The organism is Pseudoalteromonas sp. McH1-7 (assembly GCF_013366255.1).
Lineage (GTDB): Bacteria > Pseudomonadota > Gammaproteobacteria > Enterobacterales > Alteromonadaceae > Pseudoalteromonas > Pseudoalteromonas peptidolytica.
This window is the reverse complement of sequence record NZ_JABWPQ010000038.1, coordinates 1-18,977: the sequence shown is the minus strand read 5'-3', so window position 1 is coordinate 18,977 and position 18,977 is coordinate 1. Positions and strand designations below refer to the sequence as shown.

The 18,977-nt window shown below is 43.7% G+C and carries 16 protein-coding genes; 8 read left to right on the top strand and 8 right to left on the bottom strand.

Features of this window, described 5'->3' with window-relative positions:
* Positions 1–8: 8 nt before the first annotated feature.
* The 6 genes from pilB to nadC form a co-directional block, all read right to left on the bottom strand.
* Positions 9–1,685 (bottom strand): type IV-A pilus assembly ATPase PilB, encoded by a 1,677-nt coding sequence (gene pilB, locus HUZ36_RS20595; protein ID WP_128732187.1) that lies wholly within the window; start codon positions 1,683–1,685, stop codon positions 9–11.
* A 103-nt stretch (positions 1,686–1,788) separates the two neighbouring features.
* Positions 1,789–2,418: a dephospho-CoA kinase gene (gene coaE, locus HUZ36_RS20590; RefSeq protein ID WP_176033863.1), complete on the bottom strand. Its 630-nt coding sequence runs from the start codon at positions 2,416–2,418 to the stop codon at positions 1,789–1,791.
* A gap of 9 nt (positions 2,419–2,427) precedes the next feature.
* Positions 2,428–3,309, bottom strand: a complete 882-nt coding sequence (locus tag HUZ36_RS20585) for a prepilin peptidase (RefSeq protein ID WP_176033862.1) — start codon at positions 3,307–3,309, stop codon at positions 2,428–2,430.
* A gap of 135 nt (positions 3,310–3,444) precedes the next feature.
* Complete coding sequence (locus HUZ36_RS20580; RefSeq protein WP_217704725.1) at positions 3,445–4,680, bottom strand: type II secretion system F family protein; 1,236 nt, start codon at positions 4,678–4,680, stop codon at positions 3,445–3,447.
* Between the two features lie 57 nt (positions 4,681–4,737).
* A complete protein-coding gene (locus HUZ36_RS20575; RefSeq protein ID WP_128732190.1) occupies positions 4,738–5,175 on the bottom strand; it encodes a pilin in 438 nt (145 codons plus the stop codon).
* Between the two features lie 539 nt (positions 5,176–5,714).
* Positions 5,715–6,557 (bottom strand): carboxylating nicotinate-nucleotide diphosphorylase, encoded by an 843-nt coding sequence (nadC, locus tag HUZ36_RS20570; protein WP_128732191.1) that lies wholly within the window; start codon positions 6,555–6,557, stop codon positions 5,715–5,717.
* Between the two features lie 206 nt (positions 6,558–6,763).
* Between nadC and ampD the strand changes: the two genes are divergently transcribed.
* Both ampD and ampE read left to right on the top strand, forming a co-directional pair.
* On the top strand, positions 6,764–7,306 hold the full coding sequence (ampD, locus tag HUZ36_RS20565) for a 1,6-anhydro-N-acetylmuramyl-L-alanine amidase AmpD (RefSeq protein ID WP_125250429.1): 543 nt from the start codon (positions 6,764–6,766) through the stop codon (positions 7,304–7,306).
* Between the two features lie 6 nt (positions 7,307–7,312).
* Positions 7,313–8,164, top strand: a complete 852-nt coding sequence (gene ampE, locus HUZ36_RS20560; RefSeq protein WP_176033861.1) for a beta-lactamase regulator AmpE — start codon at positions 7,313–7,315, stop codon at positions 8,162–8,164.
* A gap of 69 nt (positions 8,165–8,233) precedes the next feature.
* On the opposite strand, the gene HUZ36_RS20555 is transcribed toward ampE, so the two are convergent.
* The gene (locus HUZ36_RS20555) at positions 8,234–10,735 is read right to left on the bottom strand and encodes a PilZ domain-containing protein (RefSeq protein WP_176033860.1); all 2,502 of its coding nucleotides are present in this window, start codon (positions 10,733–10,735) and stop codon (positions 8,234–8,236) included.
* Positions 10,736–10,863: 128 nt separating this feature from the next.
* Between HUZ36_RS20555 and radA the strand changes: the two genes are divergently transcribed.
* From radA to HUZ36_RS20525, 6 genes are all read left to right on the top strand, one after another.
* Complete coding sequence (gene radA / locus HUZ36_RS20550; protein ID WP_125250426.1) at positions 10,864–12,234, top strand: DNA repair protein RadA; 1,371 nt, start codon at positions 10,864–10,866, stop codon at positions 12,232–12,234.
* Between the two features lie 14 nt (positions 12,235–12,248).
* Positions 12,249–13,172 (top strand): hypothetical protein, encoded by a 924-nt coding sequence (locus HUZ36_RS20545; protein ID WP_176033859.1) that lies wholly within the window; start codon positions 12,249–12,251, stop codon positions 13,170–13,172.
* Between the two features lie 183 nt (positions 13,173–13,355).
* Positions 13,356–13,919 carry a UPF0149 family protein gene (locus tag HUZ36_RS20540; RefSeq protein WP_125250424.1) on the top strand — a complete coding sequence of 188 codons (564 nt, stop codon included), beginning with the start codon at positions 13,356–13,358 and terminating at the stop codon, positions 13,917–13,919.
* A gap of 2 nt (positions 13,920–13,921) precedes the next feature.
* On the top strand, positions 13,922–15,232 hold the full coding sequence (gene pepP / locus HUZ36_RS20535) for a Xaa-Pro aminopeptidase (protein ID WP_176033858.1): 1,311 nt from the start codon (positions 13,922–13,924) through the stop codon (positions 15,230–15,232).
* A gap of 12 nt (positions 15,233–15,244) precedes the next feature.
* Complete coding sequence (gene ubiH / locus HUZ36_RS20530; RefSeq protein ID WP_176033857.1) at positions 15,245–16,417, top strand: 2-octaprenyl-6-methoxyphenyl hydroxylase; 1,173 nt, start codon at positions 15,245–15,247, stop codon at positions 16,415–16,417.
* 10 nt (positions 16,418–16,427) lie between these two features.
* The gene (locus tag HUZ36_RS20525; RefSeq protein WP_176033856.1) at positions 16,428–17,597 is read left to right on the top strand and encodes an FAD-dependent oxidoreductase; all 1,170 of its coding nucleotides are present in this window, start codon (positions 16,428–16,430) and stop codon (positions 17,595–17,597) included.
* A 334-nt stretch (positions 17,598–17,931) separates the two neighbouring features.
* Here HUZ36_RS20525 and HUZ36_RS20520 read toward each other — a convergent pair whose 3' ends face one another.
* Positions 17,932–18,399: an REP-associated tyrosine transposase gene (locus tag HUZ36_RS20520; protein ID WP_128732783.1), complete on the bottom strand. Its 468-nt coding sequence runs from the start codon at positions 18,397–18,399 to the stop codon at positions 17,932–17,934.
* Between the last annotated feature and the right edge of the window lie 578 nt (positions 18,400–18,977).

Here is an 18,977-nt window from a genome sequence, read left to right as displayed (position 1 = left end):
GTATGCGTTTAGTAGCTTGTCACTCGGTTGATTTCCGTCAGTGATGTCACGCCAGCTGCTGCTTTTTTTAAGCCAGATTTGCGCAAGTTATCAAACCCTGATTTTTCCGCTTGTTCAGCAATTTCCAGTGAATTTCCACCTTCCATGATTAAATGGGAAATCTCAGGGGTGATCTTTACGACTTCATAAATACCCACTCGACCTTTATAGCCGTCGGTGCAGCTGTCACAGCCTTTTGGTGCAAAAAGAGTGATCTCCTTAATTTGATCAGCGCTAAAGCCTTGTCCCAGTAGTGCTTCGTCAGGCAAGGTTTCTGGCGTCTTACATTTAGGACAAAGGCGTCTTGCAAGACGCTGAGCAATGATCAGGCTGACTGAGCTGGCTACGTTATAAGCTGGCACACCCATGTTCAAAAGGCGGGTAAGGGTCTCTGGAGCTGAGTTTGTATGCAGTGTACTTAACACCAAATGACCCGTTTGTGCTGCTTTGATGGAGATCTCTGCGGTTTCAAGGTCACGGATCTCACCAACCATCACAATATCAGGATCTTGGCGCAGAAACGCTCTAAGGGCATTGGCAAACGTCATATCTGCTTTAGGATTGATCTGAACTTGGTTTATACCTTCAAGGTTTATCTCCACAGGATCTTCCGCGGTACTGATATTTCGCTCTGGTTGGTTAAGAATATTCAAACCGGTGTATAATGATACTGTCTTACCTGAGCCCGTTGGGCCAGTAACCAAAATCATCCCCTGTGGTTGCTCAAGCGCATCCAGATACAGCTTTTTTTGTTCAGGTTCGTAACCTAGTACGTCAATCCCCAACATAGCGCTTGAAGAATCTAAAATACGCATTACGATTTTTTCACCCCACATGGTCGGGAGTGTACTAACACGAAAGTCGATACTTTTACGCTCAGATATTTTGAGTTTAATACGACCGTCTTGAGGCTTTCGCTTCTCTGCAATGTCTAAGTGAGCCATGACCTTGATACGCGCAGCTAGGCGTGTTGCCAATGTATTAGGGGGGCTCGCCATCTCATGTAGCAATCCATCAATACGAAAGCGCACTCGGTATTTCTTTTCGTATGGCTCAAAATGTAGATCCGATGCTCCTTTTTTTATCGCATCCATCAATATCTTATTGATGTAAACAATGATTGGCGCATCATCTTTGTCTTCACTGGTATTTTGGGGTTTTGGCTCCTCTTCAACGTCAAGATCAGCAAACTCTTTAAATTCAGCCTCTGAAATCGACAGTCCGCCGGTGGCATCAAACAATTGATCGATTTTAGTCTCGAGCTTTTTATAGTCTGCAACTAACACTTCACATTGTAGCCCAGTGCTAAATTCAAAGTTTTCAAATGCACCAAAATCAGTGGGATCTGATGCTGCAACATACAGTTTTCGACCTTTTTGTACCAGCGGCAAAATATGGTGTTTGCGGATCAATTTTTCTTTGACTAGTGCTTGTGGAACTTCACTGACATTAAAATGATCTAGATTAAAGTAAGGAACTTTAAACAACTCCAAACATTCTTCAGCGAGTTCTTTTGAACTCATTCCTGAGCTGAGGCATATCAATTCAGCAGTGGTGTTAGCTTCTGACTGGCGAGATTTTATTTGCTCGGCAGTGACTCGCCCGAGAGTAATAAACTTACGCAGTAGTGGGGAATGATGTTCCATAGTACCTCTTTGCCTTCACATTCAATGCTTGTTCAATATTTATTATTACGCTGAGTGTAGATTAAATTATGTCATTTTGACTACTTACCCAAGACGCAGTTCCTTATGTGTGCCGCTTCTGCTGTATTTTTGCTTCAGTTAAAAATGTCTGGTGTAGTGTGTCTAACGCTTGCAAACTTTCTTCGAGCGGACGGTCGTTGTTTAATATGTAGTCTGCTTTTTTCTGCTTTTCTTGCCGTGGCATCTGCGCTGCAATAATACGCTCTACCTGAGTAGGGTCTACATTATCGCGTTTTGTCGTTCTTTGTATTTGTGTTTCAACTGACGCATCAACGAGTAAAGTGGTATCGCAATAACGTTCTAGGCCATTTTCAAATAACAACGGTGCGGACAAGATAACATAGTCGCTTTGTGCTTCGTTTAGCTGCGTGAGCAGTGTGTTACGTATCAGCGGGTGTAATAGCGCATCGAGCCACTGTTTTTTATGATCATCTGCAAAAATAATCGCTCGTAATTTGGCTCTGTCTAACCCCCCATCTGCAAGGAGAATATTGTTACCAAACTTATTAACAATGGCCTGTAGTCCTTGAGAGCCTATAGCCACGACTTCACGGGCAACGATGTCAGCATCAACGACAGTAATCTTTTTTTGTTGTAAATGTTGGGTGATCGCAGTTTTGCCCGCACCAATGCCACCTGTTACCCCTAAAATCCAGTTATTTGTTTTTAGCATTGTTTTTCATCACATGATTAAGTTAACGTACCAATGCTGAAGCTGCTCGCCATACATCAAGGTGATCCAGCCAGCGATGGCCAAATAAGGGCCAAATGGAATCGGCGTGGCTTTGTCACGACCCTGAACACTTAATTGTATACTGCCAATAATGGCACCAACTAGGCTAGACAATAAAACGATGGTTAAGATGGCTTCCCATCCCATCAAGGCACCAAAAATAGCGAGCAATTTAAAATCGCCATAGCCCATGCCTTCCTTTCCGGTCAGCAATTTAAATAGCCAGTACACACTCCACAAGCTCAAGTAGCCAACGGCTGCGCCAATAATTGCCGTGCCAGGAGACACTCCCACACCTAAACTGCTGGCAATAAGCACCAACCATAATGTTGGCAAAGTAAGTTGATCTGGTAATAACATTTCATCGATGTCAATAACCGTGAGCGCGACCAACACCCATGTAATAACGATATAAAGGACAGCTTCAAGGCTTGCACCAAAGTGCCAAGCAACCCAAGTTGCTAGTATTGCGGTTATTAATTCAACAAGCGGATAGCGCACAGAGATAGACGCACTGCAATGGTGGCACTTGCCTTTTAATAGTATCCAGCTTAGCAGAGGTATATTTTGCCATGCTTTGACAGGTGCTTTGCAGCTTGGACAATGAGAGTTTGGCTTGACTAAATTAAATGTTTCGGTATCTGTGCTTGGTGGCGTTTTAAGCTCATCAGCAAGTAAAACTCGACATTCTGATTGCCAGTTGTTTTGCATCATTTTGGGTAAACGGAGTATAACCACATTTAAAAAGCTACCGATACAAAGACTAACAACAGCTACTGTCAGTAACCAATACCATAATTGTGTTTGCATCAAGTGAATAATGTCGTGCATAAGTCGTGCGCTTATTTTTATTTAAGTGAAACTTCCGAGTCGCGCTCGGTACCTATTTACTAGACTGTACTTGATGTCTAGATGTGCGGCAGTGTACCACATCAAGTTGAGAATAACGCAACACTGCCAAACGGTCTAAACCACAGAGCCCAGCTGGAAAATAGGTAAGTACATTGCGATAATGAGGCCACCAATAAGAACGCCTAATACGACCATAATAAGTGGCTCTAAAAGACTTGAAAGGCCGTCGACGGCATCGTCCACTTCCTGCTCGTAGATATTAGCGACTTTAGCAAGCATACTGTCTAACGATCCAGACTCTTCACCAATTGACACCATTTGCACTACCATATCAGGGAATACTTTGGTGTTGTGCATCGCCCAGTGCATTTGGTTACCGGCATTGACCTCGGCCTTAATTTCTCGAATGGCATTTTTATAAATGATATTTCCTGACGCGCCAGCAGCCGAGTCTAGTGCATCACCAAGCGGTACACCAGCGGCGAAGGTGGTTGAAAGGGTGCGTGAATAACGGGCAACGGCCGCTTTTTTTAAAATATCGCCTACAATAGGCAGTTTTAAGATCATGCGATCATTAAAATGTTTAACTGCACTACTGCGAATGAGCATTTCTTTATAGGTATAACCAAATAAGCCAACACCAATTAAAAATACCCACCAGTATTCTTGCAAAAACTCAGAAAAGCCTATCACCATTAGCGTGAAAGCTGGTAGCTCCGCACCAAACCCATTGAATATATCTTGGAATTGAGGAACAACAAAAATGAGCAAAATGGAGGTAACAATCAGCGCCACGACGATAACCGCAATAGGGTAGAAAAGTGCTTTTTTTATCTTTGATTTTAGCGCTTCGGTTTTTTCTTTATAGAGTGCTACCCGGTCAAAAATTCTGTCTAACGCACCTGATTGCTCACCAGAGTGGACTAAATCACAATAAAGTTCGTCAAAATATCTTGGATATGCGCGGAGCGCTTTTGCAAGGGGTTGACCGGCTTTGACTTCATCAGCGACATGTCCCATAAGTTTAGATAGAGACTTGTTTTTTGTACCTCGTGCCAACATTTCCAATGTTTGTACTAGGGAAACGCCAGCTGTTAGCATCGTGGCAATTTGTCTGGTGATAGTCGCAATGTCTTGCGAGGTGATTTTTTGTGTACCAGACAAACCAAATAGAGGTTTGGGCTTGCGTTTTACCTTGGAAGGAGTAATGCCTTGCTTTCGTAACTGGGCTTTGACTAGGGCAATGCTTGAACCTGTTATCTCACCTTCTAAGCGCTTACCTCTATTATTTACTCCGACCCAAATAAAGGTGTCTAAAGTATTGCTAGATTCGATAGATTTCTTATTCATGGATTAGAGTGTTTGATTGAAAGGTGAATGGGGAGAATAACCCTCCCCAATACTTAATTAGCAAAGGTTTGTGATGCTTGCTGTTGTACAAGATCCACTTTTTGTGAATACGTACGTTGAAGGTGCAGGATCTGCTGGATCAATTGTTGGTGGAGTTAAAATATATGTAAAACCACCTGCTACAGCATTACCTGTTGCTGTAATCACACCTGTAGTCTCTGTAATTGCTACGCTTGCTAAGTTAGTTGTAGCTGTTGGTGCTGCAATACCTAACTCACCAAAAGAGTCACATGCTGTAATGACATTATTGTTTGTCTGCAAACACTCAGTCATAGTAGTTCTTACTGATGCACCAGCGGTAACTACTTCAGTAAAGCGAGCTTTAACAGTGTAATCTTGATAAGCAGGCAGTGCCACTGCTGCAAGAATACCTACGATTGCAACTACAATCATTAGTTCGATTAGGGTAAAACCACCCTGTTGTTTTTGAGTCATGATGTGTCTCCTAAATTTTAAGTGACTTAACGTTACGATGTTTACGTTAAGCGTTTATTAAAACCTTTGCAATAATCACCAATCTATTCTATCAACAAACTGGCTGGTGCTTTATCTTACATACCAGAAGGTGGTGTTTAGCATTTGCTATTGATTTCACCTAACTCAATATATCTTCTTGAGATTTATCTGGTATGCCTGTGAGCCGTCCCTAATCTTTTATGAGTGTAGCACTTAATTAGTTCTCGCGTTCACAATTAACAAATACTTTAATAGTAAACGTTGAGCGCAGCAATCAAATTTTAATAATAAATTATTGATTTTTTTGCGGTAGCGCAAACTTTCCTAATATAGGTTCAAAAAAGAGATGGAACTAACCGTTACTGAACTTTAAGAACTTGTTACACTCTAATTCTTTTGTCGTATTTAACGGGTTTTCAGTAAGTTTGTCAATGAAATAGACAAGTTTCTCTATTACGCAGGATTACAGATAAACAGACGATTTAGGGCGTTAAAAACGCCCATAAAGATAACAATGATTATTCAAATCGCATTGACAGATCAATACTTTGCACGTGTTTGGTCAATGCGCCACTGGAGATAAAATCAACACCGGCTTGTGCGTAGGTTGTGAGCGTCTCTATTGTCATGTTACCAGACACTTCCAGTTTTGCTTTGCCTTGAGTAACCTCTACCGCTTGGATAATTTCATCCACGCTGAAATTATCCAACATAATAATATCGCTGCCAGCATCTAAGGCTTGTTGTAGTTCGTTTAGATTTTCCACTTCAACTTCTACCGGCTTGTCCGAGTGGTTGTTACGCGCAGTTGCAACAGCGGTGGCGATGCTGCCGCACGCTGCGATATGGTTTTCTTTGATAAGATACGCATCAAATAGACCAATGCGATGATTTTCACCACCACCGCACTTAACTGCATATTTTTGCAATGTTCTTAATCCTGGAATGGTTTTACGTGTATCTAATAGCTTGGTTTGCGTGCCAGCTAACACCGCAACATAGTTTGCAGTGGTGGTTGCAGTACCCGACAAAGTTTGGACAAAATTCAGCGCGGTGCGCTCAGCTGTTAAAATAGCTCGAGCGGAACCTGTGGCTGTGAATAAGCGAGTGTTAGCAACAACGAAGTCACCGTCGTTGACTAGCACTTCAACAGCGACACTTGGGTCGACTTGCTTGAAGACTTCTTCAATGATTGCTTTACCTACAAACACACAGTCTTCTCTGGTGATCACATAAGCATGAGCGTGTTGCGACTGAGGGATTAGGGCTGCGGTAATATCGCCATCATTTGGAGTTTGGTAGTTGAGATCTTCATCTAGTGCCATCGTTACCAACTGGCGGATCAGGTTTTGGTCAATCATAGAGTTGTCTTTTTGTTGTTTGCTGCAATAGTCGAATTTTACGCGCCTTTGCAAAGGAGTACAATTGATGGAGGCAATTTCATCGCACAGCATAAAGATATACCGGCAGATAAAAAGAATGTAATAACGTGGCTAAAATTTGCGCCTACCTTTTGTCTTATTTTGTCTTTATAATCGACGCTAACCCAAAGCATGGAATTAAAACTTTGAATTGGCTACCTTTTGCAGAACGAACGGCATCACCTCACTATAATGAACGCCCCATTGGGTGTGAGGTTGATTTGTTGGTCATTCACAATATCTCGTTACCTGCGGGGTGTTTTGGCACGCCTTATATCGACGCACTTTTTATGGGCAAACTTGATTGTCATGCTCATCCAACATTTGCTGATCTCAAAGGGCTTGAAGTGTCGGCGCACTGTGTGATCAAACGCGATGGCAGCATCACCCAATATGTCTCATTTAGTGAGCGAGCATGGCACGCTGGTGTGTCCCAGTGGCAGGGAAAAGCAGGGTGCAATGATTTTGCTATCGGGATTGAATTAGAGGGGACAGACACCATCGCCTACACTCAAGCGCAATACATGAGTTTAGTAAAAACAACGCGTTGGCTTCAGCATTACTATCCAAAAATCACAAATGATCGTATTGTGGGACATAACGATATTGCACCCGGGCGTAAAACAGATCCCGGCGCTGCTTTTGATTGGCAACACTATTTTTCCTTGTTAAATAACCAAGAGAGTTAAGTAAGCATGATTCTAATTTCTATCATTATTGCGCTTATAATTGAACGACTCGGCGCCCGTGCGCAGCACTGGCAAGCTGACTTTTATCTGCAAAACTATCACAGCAAAACCAAATCATGGACACGTTCAGGCGGTATATTAGGAACACATTTGGGTATTATGATTTGGCTTGTGCTGCCTGCTTTAGCGGTTGCGCTAATTTATAACTTTAGCGACTTTGCAGTTTGGCAGTTTGCAGTCAATATTTGTATTTTGCTGATTTGTTTTGGTTGTGCCAAATATCGCAAGCTGTACAAAGGATACTTAAATGCCTTAACTCGAGGTGATAACGAGGCGGCATCACTGTATGCGTGGCAGATGGGGCAAGATAAACTGGAAGATGAGCCTGGCGGCGAGACTTTTGGACAGACCCTTTCTTGGATTAACTTTCAACACTATTGTGGCGTGATATTTTGGTTCGTGGCACTTGGTGCTCCGGGGGCGGTGTTGTATGCGGCAGTTAGGCAGGTTGTACACTGGCAACACGAGCAAGAGGCTCCGCCTATGCAGCATGTATCTGAGCAACTATGTAGGCTGTTTTATTGGCTTAACTGGATACCTGCACGGATCGCCAGTTTTGGTTTTTTGATCATCGGTAATTTCACCAAGGGCACCTCCACTTGGCTAAAGCATGTATTAGATTTCAAAACCACAAATCGAAAGATAATCACAACCACAGCGTTAGCAGCTGAACAGATTGAACAGCAATTTTTAGGGTGTACCTTTGAGGCCAGTTGTATGATGCGTTTGGTTAAACGCAACATTTTATTTTATCTCGTTATTATCGCTATTTTAACTTTGTTTGGCTGGATAGAATAACCTCATTTTATATAACAATTAGAATCGACAAGAGCGGCCGTATGCGCTCGTTGCCACAACGTCATACGGCTAATGCTTAAAGTTGGCTTCTAGCCAGTGTTTTTTCTTTTCTTCCATAGCGTGAATAAGTGGTGCATCAAATCCCATGTTATTGATCACATATTCACTTACATCAACCAAATCACAGACACCTGTAATTGACCACAGCGCTTCTTCTAAGTCCTTGGCTTTATGAATCGCGTAATGACTGACGTAGCGCAATTCATTGGCCAAGTAATCCATATCTGGGCGACCAGTTTTTGATACGTAGAGCTGATATACGAATAATAGGTCGTTGCGCAATGCTTTTTTAGCGAATAGATATAAGCTATCAAGTGATTCCTCTTGTGCAATGACTTGTGAGCTTATCGCTTCATGCTGTGTTTTTTGCTCCGAGTCAAACTTGATAAAAACCAAAAATTTCAGCGGCTTATCCTGCCTAGTTTGCCCTTTTAACACGTCACTTAGCTTTTCTTCGACAAAGCGCTCAGGAAAAATCGCTTTTGCATCTATGGTGTTGTCACTGTTATCGCTAAAAGAGTGGAGCAGGTGGTGCAAGGATGTCGGGTACAGACCTTGGCCGATAGCACCAACGGTATTGTGCGATGCTTCTTTGTGCAAATACAGTGGAAACTGACATACTGATTTTGTCACCATATTACGTAGTGCTGTGGATAACCCCGGGACTTTTGGCGCCTCGTCACAGGCAACTAATTTGTCTTTGTTGTTGTCTATTAATACTTTAAAGAAGCTCATTGCATTATGGTCAAGCTGACCAATTTTTTGCACCTTTAAGTTGATAATAGTACTGGTTTTATTGACCATCATAACTTCATAGCGCAACTTGGTTAAATTGTGCTGCTTAGTTAGCTTCTGTAGATCCACTAAGTCAAGGTGAATAGAGTCTCCCTTTTTAACGGGGATCGCTTCTTCACACTCCACTTGCAATCCCATAACCGAAAAGTCACGGGTAACACAATTGAATACGCCATGACCATCAACCGTGACAATCGCTGCCGTTTTATAGAGATAGCGGCGATGCGCCCTGAGATTAACATACTCCAATGCAACGACTTCGAGCGAAGGTGGCGTTGATGACTTGCCGTGGCCAAACTTTTTGAGCTGATTGACTAGCGATTTTTCATAACTGAGGTGTAAAAAACGTTCGCTGATTGACGGGGTTGTGACGTCGGTCAATTGCATTAAGTATTTTACATTTTGGATAAACCCTTGCACTCGTGGTGACGGGCGTTTGTTAAGCTTTTCAACGTTTTTCCCCGCGCTCGCAGGCAAGGATAAAGGAATAAAGGCATCTTCATGATGACTTGGCATTAATTGCACTTTAAAGCTTTTAAAACTGTCTTTTTGGCTACCAAAGGCAAAAAACAGATCGTTAAGCTGCGGCAGTTCGGCTAACTCAAAATCAAACGCAGAATAAAAATACATTTTACCTTGGCTTGAGTGAGTGAATACATGGCATACCGCCTCTTTTACCGCACCAGTTAATTCAAGTAGGCGTTGCACTCGCTTTTGGTTGAATACGCTGTATAGTGCTGATTGTTTCTTTTCATCTTCAAAGTAATAATTAAGACCCGCATTATTTTCATTAGTGAGTACCATACTTGGAAACAGTTTTTGTTGCTTTTCACTTAGAAAAACAAACAAAGAGCACACTCGTGGCAAATAATACTGCTCATAACCTTTACAGACTACGGCATCTAAGGTGTTATCTAAATTAATTTTGTAGCGACGTTTGTTACCATGAATAAAGCTGTTTAAAAAGTCATCGAATCCCTGGTTTTTTTCGATAAACGTTCTTTTTAAACGCACTTGGTTATATTCTATGGTGCCAGGCTCAACAGCGACCACCTCATACTGGATCCCTTCTTTCAAACCAAGTTCAAAATCTTGTTCAAGGCCAACCAAACGTATTGAGATAATTTGACCAGGGTCAACTTGCTGATTGGTCGGTAATTTTATTTTTGCACCACTTAATGAAATATCTGAAGTTGTGGCTGAAATCTTAGGTTGGTTTTGTGCTAACTCAACCGTAATTTTAATGGAGTAATTCATTCGCTCTTCAGAGCGGCTCTCATAAGAAGCAAACCGAATAAGCTTTGTATAGTTATGGTTTTCAGCGTCTTTTTCTACTTCTTCTTCACGCTCTTTTGCTTGCTTCTGCATCACCTTGTAGTTGTTTTCGGTGCACATCACGGCTTCATAAACAGCTAGGGTATAGCCGCCATGTCTTGCCACTTCCTGCTCAAAAACATCGATAGCAACATCATCCATAAAATGCTGTTTGCCCTCGTATTCATAAGGCTTAACTTGACCAGCAACTTGTCCTCTGAGGTCAATAAATCTAGCCACGGGCTGAGACAACCTAGACATTTCCATTTTCAGTAGAAATTGATCTGGCTTGGACAGCTCCGCAGTGCGTTGCTTAAAAATGCGATCAAAAGCAGGGTCGCCAAGATCCAGCTTTAAATCATCAATTAAGCTCTGATATTTTTGTAATCTATCTTCAGGCATAAATAGTTTTACACGCGCTCGTTTTAATGTGACCTTAGGGTCACCGCCAATATTATGTCAACATTGGCATATTATTAGTTTATTCTTAACCGATTATTATGTTTAAGCAAGATATATACCTGTAATTTATGGCAAAAAAGAAAACAGCATTTGTATGTAGCGATTGTGGAGCAGAGTTTGCGCGTTGGCAAGGGCAATGTTCTGAGTGTAAGGCGTGGAATACGGTAACGGAATTTCGGGTTCCATCGGCTAAAGCTGCGCCACAAGGTGGCGTGACCTCAGGTTATGCAGGCTTTGTTGAAGCGAAAGTACAAACCTTAGATGAAGTAAACCTTGAGCAGTTACCCAGGTTTTCAACTGGTTTTACCGAGTTTGACCGTGTTTTGGGCGGCGGGGTTGTTCCAGGAAGCGCAATATTAATCGGCGGTAGTCCAGGTGCTGGTAAAAGTACTGTGTTGCTGCAAACTATGTGTCGCTTAGCCGAGAGCATGAATACGTTATATGTGACGGGAGAGGAATCCCTACAACAAGTTGCCATGCGAGCAACGCGATTGGGCTTGCCTACTAATAAACTAAAAACGTTAGCAGAAACCAACGTAGAAACCATCTGCCAGCTTGCGCTCAGAGAAAAGCCCAGCATCATGGTAATAGATTCTATTCAAGTTATGCACATGAATGATATTCAATCAGCGCCGGGTTCTGTTTCTCAAGTTCGAGAGAGCGCCGCATATTTAACACGCTTTGCAAAGCAAAATCAGGTTGCCATTATCATGGTTGGCCACGTGACTAAAGACGGAACATTAGCAGGGCCGAAAGTACTAGAGCACTGTATTGACTGTTCAATCTTATTAGAGGGCAGCGCTGACAGCCGCTTTAGAACGTTGCGAGGCAATAAAAATCGCTTTGGCGCGGTCAATGAGTTAGGTGTCTTCGCGATGACCAGTCAAGGCTTGAAAGAGGTAAGTAACCCGTCCGCTATTTTCCTTAATCGCGGTGAGGCACAAACTCCCGGTTCTTTGGTGATGGTGATTTGGGAAGGTACAAGGCCGTTATTGGTAGAAGTCCAGGCTTTGGTTGACTATTCGCAACTGGCGAACCCACGTCGCGTCACTGTTGGTTTGGAGCAAAACCGTTTAGCCATGTTACTTGCTGTGTTGCACCGCCATGGTGGATTACAAGTGTCGGATCAAGATGTTTTTGTCAATGTGGTGGGTGGGGTCAAAGTCACCGAAACCAGCGCTGATCTGGCCTTGATTGCAGCGCTTGTGTCGAGCTTTAAAAATCAATCACTAGATAGGCAGCTTGTGGTATTTGGTGAGGTGGGGCTTGGTGGAGAGATCCGCCCTGTACCTAGCGGACAAGAGCGTTTGCGTGAAGCTTCAAAACATGGCTTTACACGAGCCATTGTGCCAAAAGCAAATCAACCAAAAGAAAAAATTGAAGGGATGGAAATCGTTGCTGTCTCGAGCCTAAGTGAAGCACTTGAGGCGCTTTTTTAAAAACGGAGTAAAAAATGAATAAAACCACAGTAGTATTGGTGGCCGCAGCCTTAGCTGGCGCTGGATATGTTGGTGCAAACTATTATGTCAATGACCAGATAGAACAAGCGATCACTCAAAAGATAGCTGGTTTTGAAGCTGACACGGGTCTTGATGTTGATTTTGCCAGCAGCTCCGTTGATTTGTTGACACGGGATGTAGAGATCACACAATTACAGATTTCATCATTAGCGCAAAGTGCTCCAGAGTTGACTATTGATAAGCTAAGTATTGCCGGTTACGAGCAAGACAAGATAAGCCCACTCACTGAGCTCGAATTTGTTGGGATAAAACTCAACAGTAAAGCTGATGTATTTTCACAAGGTACTTCACCTGAGCTGCTCGCGGCAACATATCATGTGAAAACCAGCTTCTCCTTTGATGAAGCATCTGGCGACAGTGAGTTTGCGCTGATGGTCTTAGCTGATGAAGTAGCACAAGGAGACTTCACTATCTCTTTAGGCAACAGTAAAAAATTGATGGAAGTCTCGTTGGCGGCATCGAAGCTGGATAGTCAAACATTAAGCCTTGAGCAGGAATTGCAATTACAGTCGCAATTAATGGCCGCGATGCAGTCACTGCAATTTAAGTCTCTTGCGCTTACCATCAATAATCAGGGTAAGCTCTCAGAATTTATTGAGTCGGAGGTGGCTCAGCAGGGGATGACCTTAGCTGACTTTCGAGCTGCTGCTGCGCAGCAACTACAGATGATGTTTTTGCCACAAGAGGTACAACAGGCTATCAATGACTTTGCTTTGGGAATGAACGCCCTTTCGCTCTCTATCACATCAACACACAATCAAAATTTCATGGCGTTGAGTCAGCAGTTACCCGTTGCTATGTCACAAGACCCAGAGTTACTCGCTGAGTTAATCAAGGTAGAAGCCAGCGGCAAGTAAAACTGAGATAAAAAGCCACGCACTCACAACCTCAATGTAAAGGGAAGTGCAAAACTTTCCCTGTACACTGAGGTTGTAAAAAGTGGTGAATTTTAGTTCAGCTTTGAGGTTGATCATACAATTCGTTGGAGTTGCGCTGGCTGCGGTGGTAGCATTGGAGTATCAATTGCTTGGGAAAGTATCATGAGCGAATTCAAAGACTACCAGCAAGCTCAATTGCTATTAGAGAAACACGAATTATTTATTGCCCCTGCCGAAGTTCACGGCACTATATCTGGGCTATTAGCCTGTGGCCTGAATATCGAAGATTCTGAGTATTTAGGGTTACTAAGCGACGTATTTAATGACGGTCAAAAATTCTCAGCGCCAATACGGGAATTTTGCATCGACCTTTATAAGCAAGTCGCGGAACACTTCAACGACGGTGAGTTCCAGTTTGAACTATATTTACCGCCGGAAGACGAATCATTGCATGACCAAGCGAATGCCTTGATAGCTTGGGTATCGGGCTTTTTACTAGGCTTTGGTCTAAAGCAAAAAGACTATGGCAAGTTATCTTCAGACGTGAAAGAGGTGATCAACGACTTTAGCGAGATCACAAAGCTGGATACCGGCTTTGAAGACTCTAACGAAGATCAAGAAGCATTACTTGAAGTGATTGAGTATGTCCGAGTTTCTACACTGTTGTGCTTTGCCGAAATGGGTAAAGAATCGCAGTCTGTTGGCACATCAAAAACGATACATTAATTATGATTAAAAACAGCGAGTTTGTAGCACGCCGTGCGCGCCTTATTGCAGCACTTGATAATAATGCCGTCGCAATTATTCCTGCGGCTGTTGAATTAACCCGTAGCCGCGATACTGAGTTTCCGTTTCGTCAAGACAGTGACTTTTTTTATCTCACTGGCTTCAAAGAGCCTGATGCGGTTTTAGTATTAACAAAAGACCGCGAGGGCAACGGTCAGTCTACGTTGTTCTGTCGTAATAAAGATAAGGTTGCTGAGATTTGGCATGGTCGCCGTATGGGCTATGAGCAAGCTAAGTCGCAACTTGAACTTGACCATACCTTTGCACTTAGTGACTTAGACGATGAACTACTCAATCTTGTGAATGGCCGCAAGGTGTTGTTCTACGGTCAAGGCACGTACAGCGCATTTGATGATAAGGTTTGGCAGTTACTCAGCACACTACGTGGCGCGCCGAAAAAGGGCTATCGCGCACCTGAGATAATCAAAGATGTCCGTCCACTTGTGCATGAAATGCGTTTGTTTAAGTCAGATGCGGAAATCGCCGTGATGCGCGAAGCGGGCAGAATTAGCGCAGAAGCGCACATACGCGCGATGCAGTTTGCAAAGCCTAGTGCGACGGAATACCAGCTTGAAGCTGAAATTCACCACCACTATGCAATGAACGGTGCGCGTCACCCAGCCTATGGCACCATCGTGGGTAGCGGTATCAATGCAACGATTTTACACTACACCGACAACTGTGACGCGCTACAAGACGGTGACTTGATACTGATTGATTCGGGTTGTGAACTGGAAGGCTATGCGGCAGATATAACTCGTACGTTCCCAGTAAATGGCCAGTTTACTGATGCTCAGCGCAAAGTATATGACCTAGTATTGGCAGCACAATATGCCGCCTTTAACGAGGTTAAACCCGGTGGCACGTTAGTTAAAGCAAATCAAGTCGCGATGAAAGTATTGACTGAGGGACTTGTAGATTTGGGTATTCTTGCGGGTGACGTAAACGAGCTGTTAGATGCTCAGGCATGTAAAGCATTTTATATGCACGGTTTGGGTCATTGGCTTGGTCTTGATGTTCACGATGTTGGTGAATATAAGTTAGACGAAGCGGATCGTCCATTTGAACCTGGTATGGTGCTCACCATTGAGCCAGGTTTGTATTTTGACGAAGATGCGCAAGTTCCTGATGAGTATAAAGGAATTGGCATTCGTATCGAAGATGATTTGTTGGTTACAGACACCGGTTATGAAAATTTAACCGCGTTGGTGCCAAAAACCATCACAGAAATAGAAGCATTAATGAATAACTAGTGGACACATTGCGTGCAACAGTTTGATGTCGTCGTGGTTGGCGGTGGTATGGCAGGAGCCAGCGCCGCTATTGCCATGAAAAAAGCCTCTCCGCAGGCGAACATTGCGGTTATTGAAGCCTTCGCACCGAAAGGTAAACAGCACCCAAGTTTTGATGACCGCAGTATTGCACTTGCTGCACAGTCGGTTGCATTTTTGGGCAAGCTAAATCTATTTAATCCCCAGTGGCAATACGTTGAGCCAATCACACAGGTCAATGTTTCTGATAGAGGCCACTTTGGTAAAGCGTGGATCCGGCCTGAAGATTATGGTGAGCAAGCCTTAGGCTATGTGGTTGAAGTCAATCCTTATGGCAGCTTTTTACATGAGCAACTCGCAGGCCTTAACGTCACGCTATTTTGCCCAAATCAGGTGACTGAAATAACACAATGCCCTGAGCAAGTTTTTCTAACGCTTGATAATGGCGAGCAAGTATGTGGTCGTTTATTGGTCGTTGCCGACGGCGCAAACTCTCCTACGCGAACTAAACTCAATATCGGCTTTGATAGCATAGGCTACGAGCAAGGGGCGTTGATCGCCAATGTGCAGGTTGACTCAGCTCATGGTGGTCAGGCGTTCGAGCGTTTTACTGAACATGGCCCAATGGCGCTACTGCCAATGAGTGATAACCGTTATTCACTGGTGTGGTGTATGCCTAATGAAAAACTCAATGAGTTTGAAGCGATGGCGCCAGCTGAATTTTTGCAAGCATTACAACAAGCCTTTGGTTATCGCGCTGGGCGCTTTGTACAAGTGGGCATGCGAGCCAGTTATCCGCTGGTACTTGGTCGGGTAGAGCAGCTCACGCACCATCGCGTTGTGGTGATTGGCAACGCCGCGCATGCTATTCACCCCATTGCAGGACAAGGCTTTAATTTAGGCCTAAGAGATATTCAAGTACTTACCTCACAATGTCAGGCCGTTGCGCCCGAGAAGTGGGGGAGCTTTCAATTTACGCGTGCTTATCAACTGGCGCGAGCGCAAGACATTAACACGGTGATGACATTAACCGATGCGCTCGTTCGACTATTTTCAAACTCATCAAGAACGTTCGCCTTAGGCCGCAGTTTAGGTCTACTCACCATGGCGCTGTCCAAAACAGCAAGAGCGCCACTGGCTAAACAATTGATGGGGTATAAAGGATAAAGGAGTTGGCATGCAACAAGTGCAAGTATGTATTGTTGGTGGTGGATGTATTGGATTAACGCTGGCGCTGGGACTTGCGCAGCAAAATATCTCGGTATTAGTGTTAGACAGTGGTGAAAAGCCAGCCCCATTGGCACAAGAATACAGCGCGCGCGTAAGCGCAATAAGCGCTGCAAGCCAAGCGTTATTTGAGCGCTTAGGGGTATGGCCCGATATTAAAGCGCAGCGCGCCGCGGCATATACTCGTATGGATGTACGTGATAAAGATAGCTTTGGTAAAATCGCCTTTGACAGTGAATCGCTAGATTTACCTGAGCTTGGTCATATTATTGAAAATGACGCCATTCGCTATGCGCTGTTAATGGCGCTCGAAGCAGAGCAATCGGCTAAGCTGATGTGGAACACCAAATATCAAAGCCTGCATCAAACAGATTCTGATTTGCTGTTAACCTTAGCCACTGGTGAGCCGGTGATGGCAAAGTTAGTGGTAGCAGCTGACGGTGCTCGTTCTGCTATTCGTCAGCAGTTTAATATGCCAATCACTTATTGGGATTATGATCACCATGCGCTGGTTGCAACGATAAAAACCGCAGCGCCTCATGATGCAACGGCAAGACAAGTGTTCCTCCCCGATGGGCCGCTAGCTTTTTTGCCGCTTGATGACCCATACACCCATTCAATTGTGTGGTCTACCGCACCAGATAAAGCAAAGCAGCTACAAGCCATGTCGGGCGAGGCGTTCAATAAAGCTTTAAGCGCAGCAATTGATATGCAGTGTGGCGTGTGCGAATTGGTTGGCGAAAGGCATGTTTTTCCTCTGACCATGCGCTATGCAAAACAGTGGGTGCAAGGGCGTATCGTTTTGATGGGGGATGCGGCACATACCATTCATCCACTTGCAGGTCTTGGTATGAACCTAGGGCTAAAAGACGCTGCGTATCTGATCACTTTGTTATCAGCACCGCAAGAGCAATTTGCCTGCACACGGATACTGCGTCAATATGAGCGCAGCAGAAAAGCCGATGCCCAAAAGCACATTGCCATGATGCAAGGGCTTAAAGAACTGTTCGAAGGCAATCACCCGCTGAAAAAGTTAGTGCGGGGAGTGGGTCTAAGCTTGGTCGACAATCTCGGCCCTATTAAGCACCTGTTCGCTAAAGAAGCTGTCGGCGGTAAATAAAAGAAGGATCGCCGCGTAAAGCGGCTCCTACAGAGATTTCAGATTGTAGGTAGGAGCGATTTTACATCGCGATTACTTCAACAATCTCGCCGCATAAAGCGTCTCCCACAGAGGTTTTATATTGTTGGTAGGAGCGATTTTACATCGCGATTACTTCAACAATCTCGCCGCATAAAGCGTCTCCCACCGAGGTTTTATATTGTCGGTAGGAGCGATTTTACATCGCGATCATTTCAACAATCTCGCCGCATAAAGCGGCTCCCACAAAGGTTTTATATTGTTGGTAGGAGCGATTTTACATCGCGATCTTTTCCTAAAACAGGCATCACCAACTTTATAAATCCCCAATTCCATTACTTAAATAAATACAATTCCAGTAAGGGTAATCGCCAATCTGTTTTGCCAACCCAGCTCGAAGCGGGTTTGCAACTATGTATCTTGCTTGGTTTTTTAACATGGTGTTATGCAAAATACAGGTGTCATAAAAACCTTTTTGCCATAGCTGCCTAACATTCATTGTTCTTAACTTAGTTGCTATTTTTCCTTTTAACGACTTAATGGTATCAGATAAGGAACACACATCCTTTAGTTGAAACAAAAGATGTAAATGATCGGGCATCAGCGTATAGGCAATTAATTTGATAATGTTATCCTGCTCAAGGTGGTAAATTTCGCGAATAACAAGTTGATTGACTGCGAGGTTATTAAAAATAGCAGTTTTGTTTTTACAGCAAATGGTGATTGCATAATATTGACCTGCCGATGAAACCCGACCTTTTCTTAAACGGCAGCTATGTGGCATGACTCTCTCCTTGAGTTCGTTAATAAGTGCTAACGTAAGTATAGGACAAGATCGCCGCGTAAAGCGGCTCCTACAGAGGTTTTATATTGTAGGTAGGAGCGATTTTACATCGCGAGCTTTTCATAAGTCAGCTTCACCGCGTAAAGCGGCTCCCACAAAGGTTTTATATTGTTGGTAGGAGCGATTTTACATCGCGATCTTTTCTTAAATCAGTATCGCCGCGTAAAGCACCTACCACAGAGGCTTTATGTTGCTGGTAGGAGCGATTTTACATCGCGATCTTTTCTTAAATCAGTATCGCCGCGTAAAGCGGCTCCCACAGAAGCTTTATATTGTAGGTAGGAGTGATTTTATATCGCGATCTTTTCTTAAATCCGCTTCGCCGCGTAAAGCACCTACCACAGAGGCTTTATGTTGCCGGTAGGAGCGATTTTACATCGCGCACTTTTCTAAAATCCGCTTCACCGCGTAAAGCACCTGCCACAGAGGTTTTATATTGTAGGTAGGAGCGATTTTACATCGCGCACTTTTCTAAAATCCGCTTCACCGCGTAAAGCACCTGCCACAGAGGTTTTATA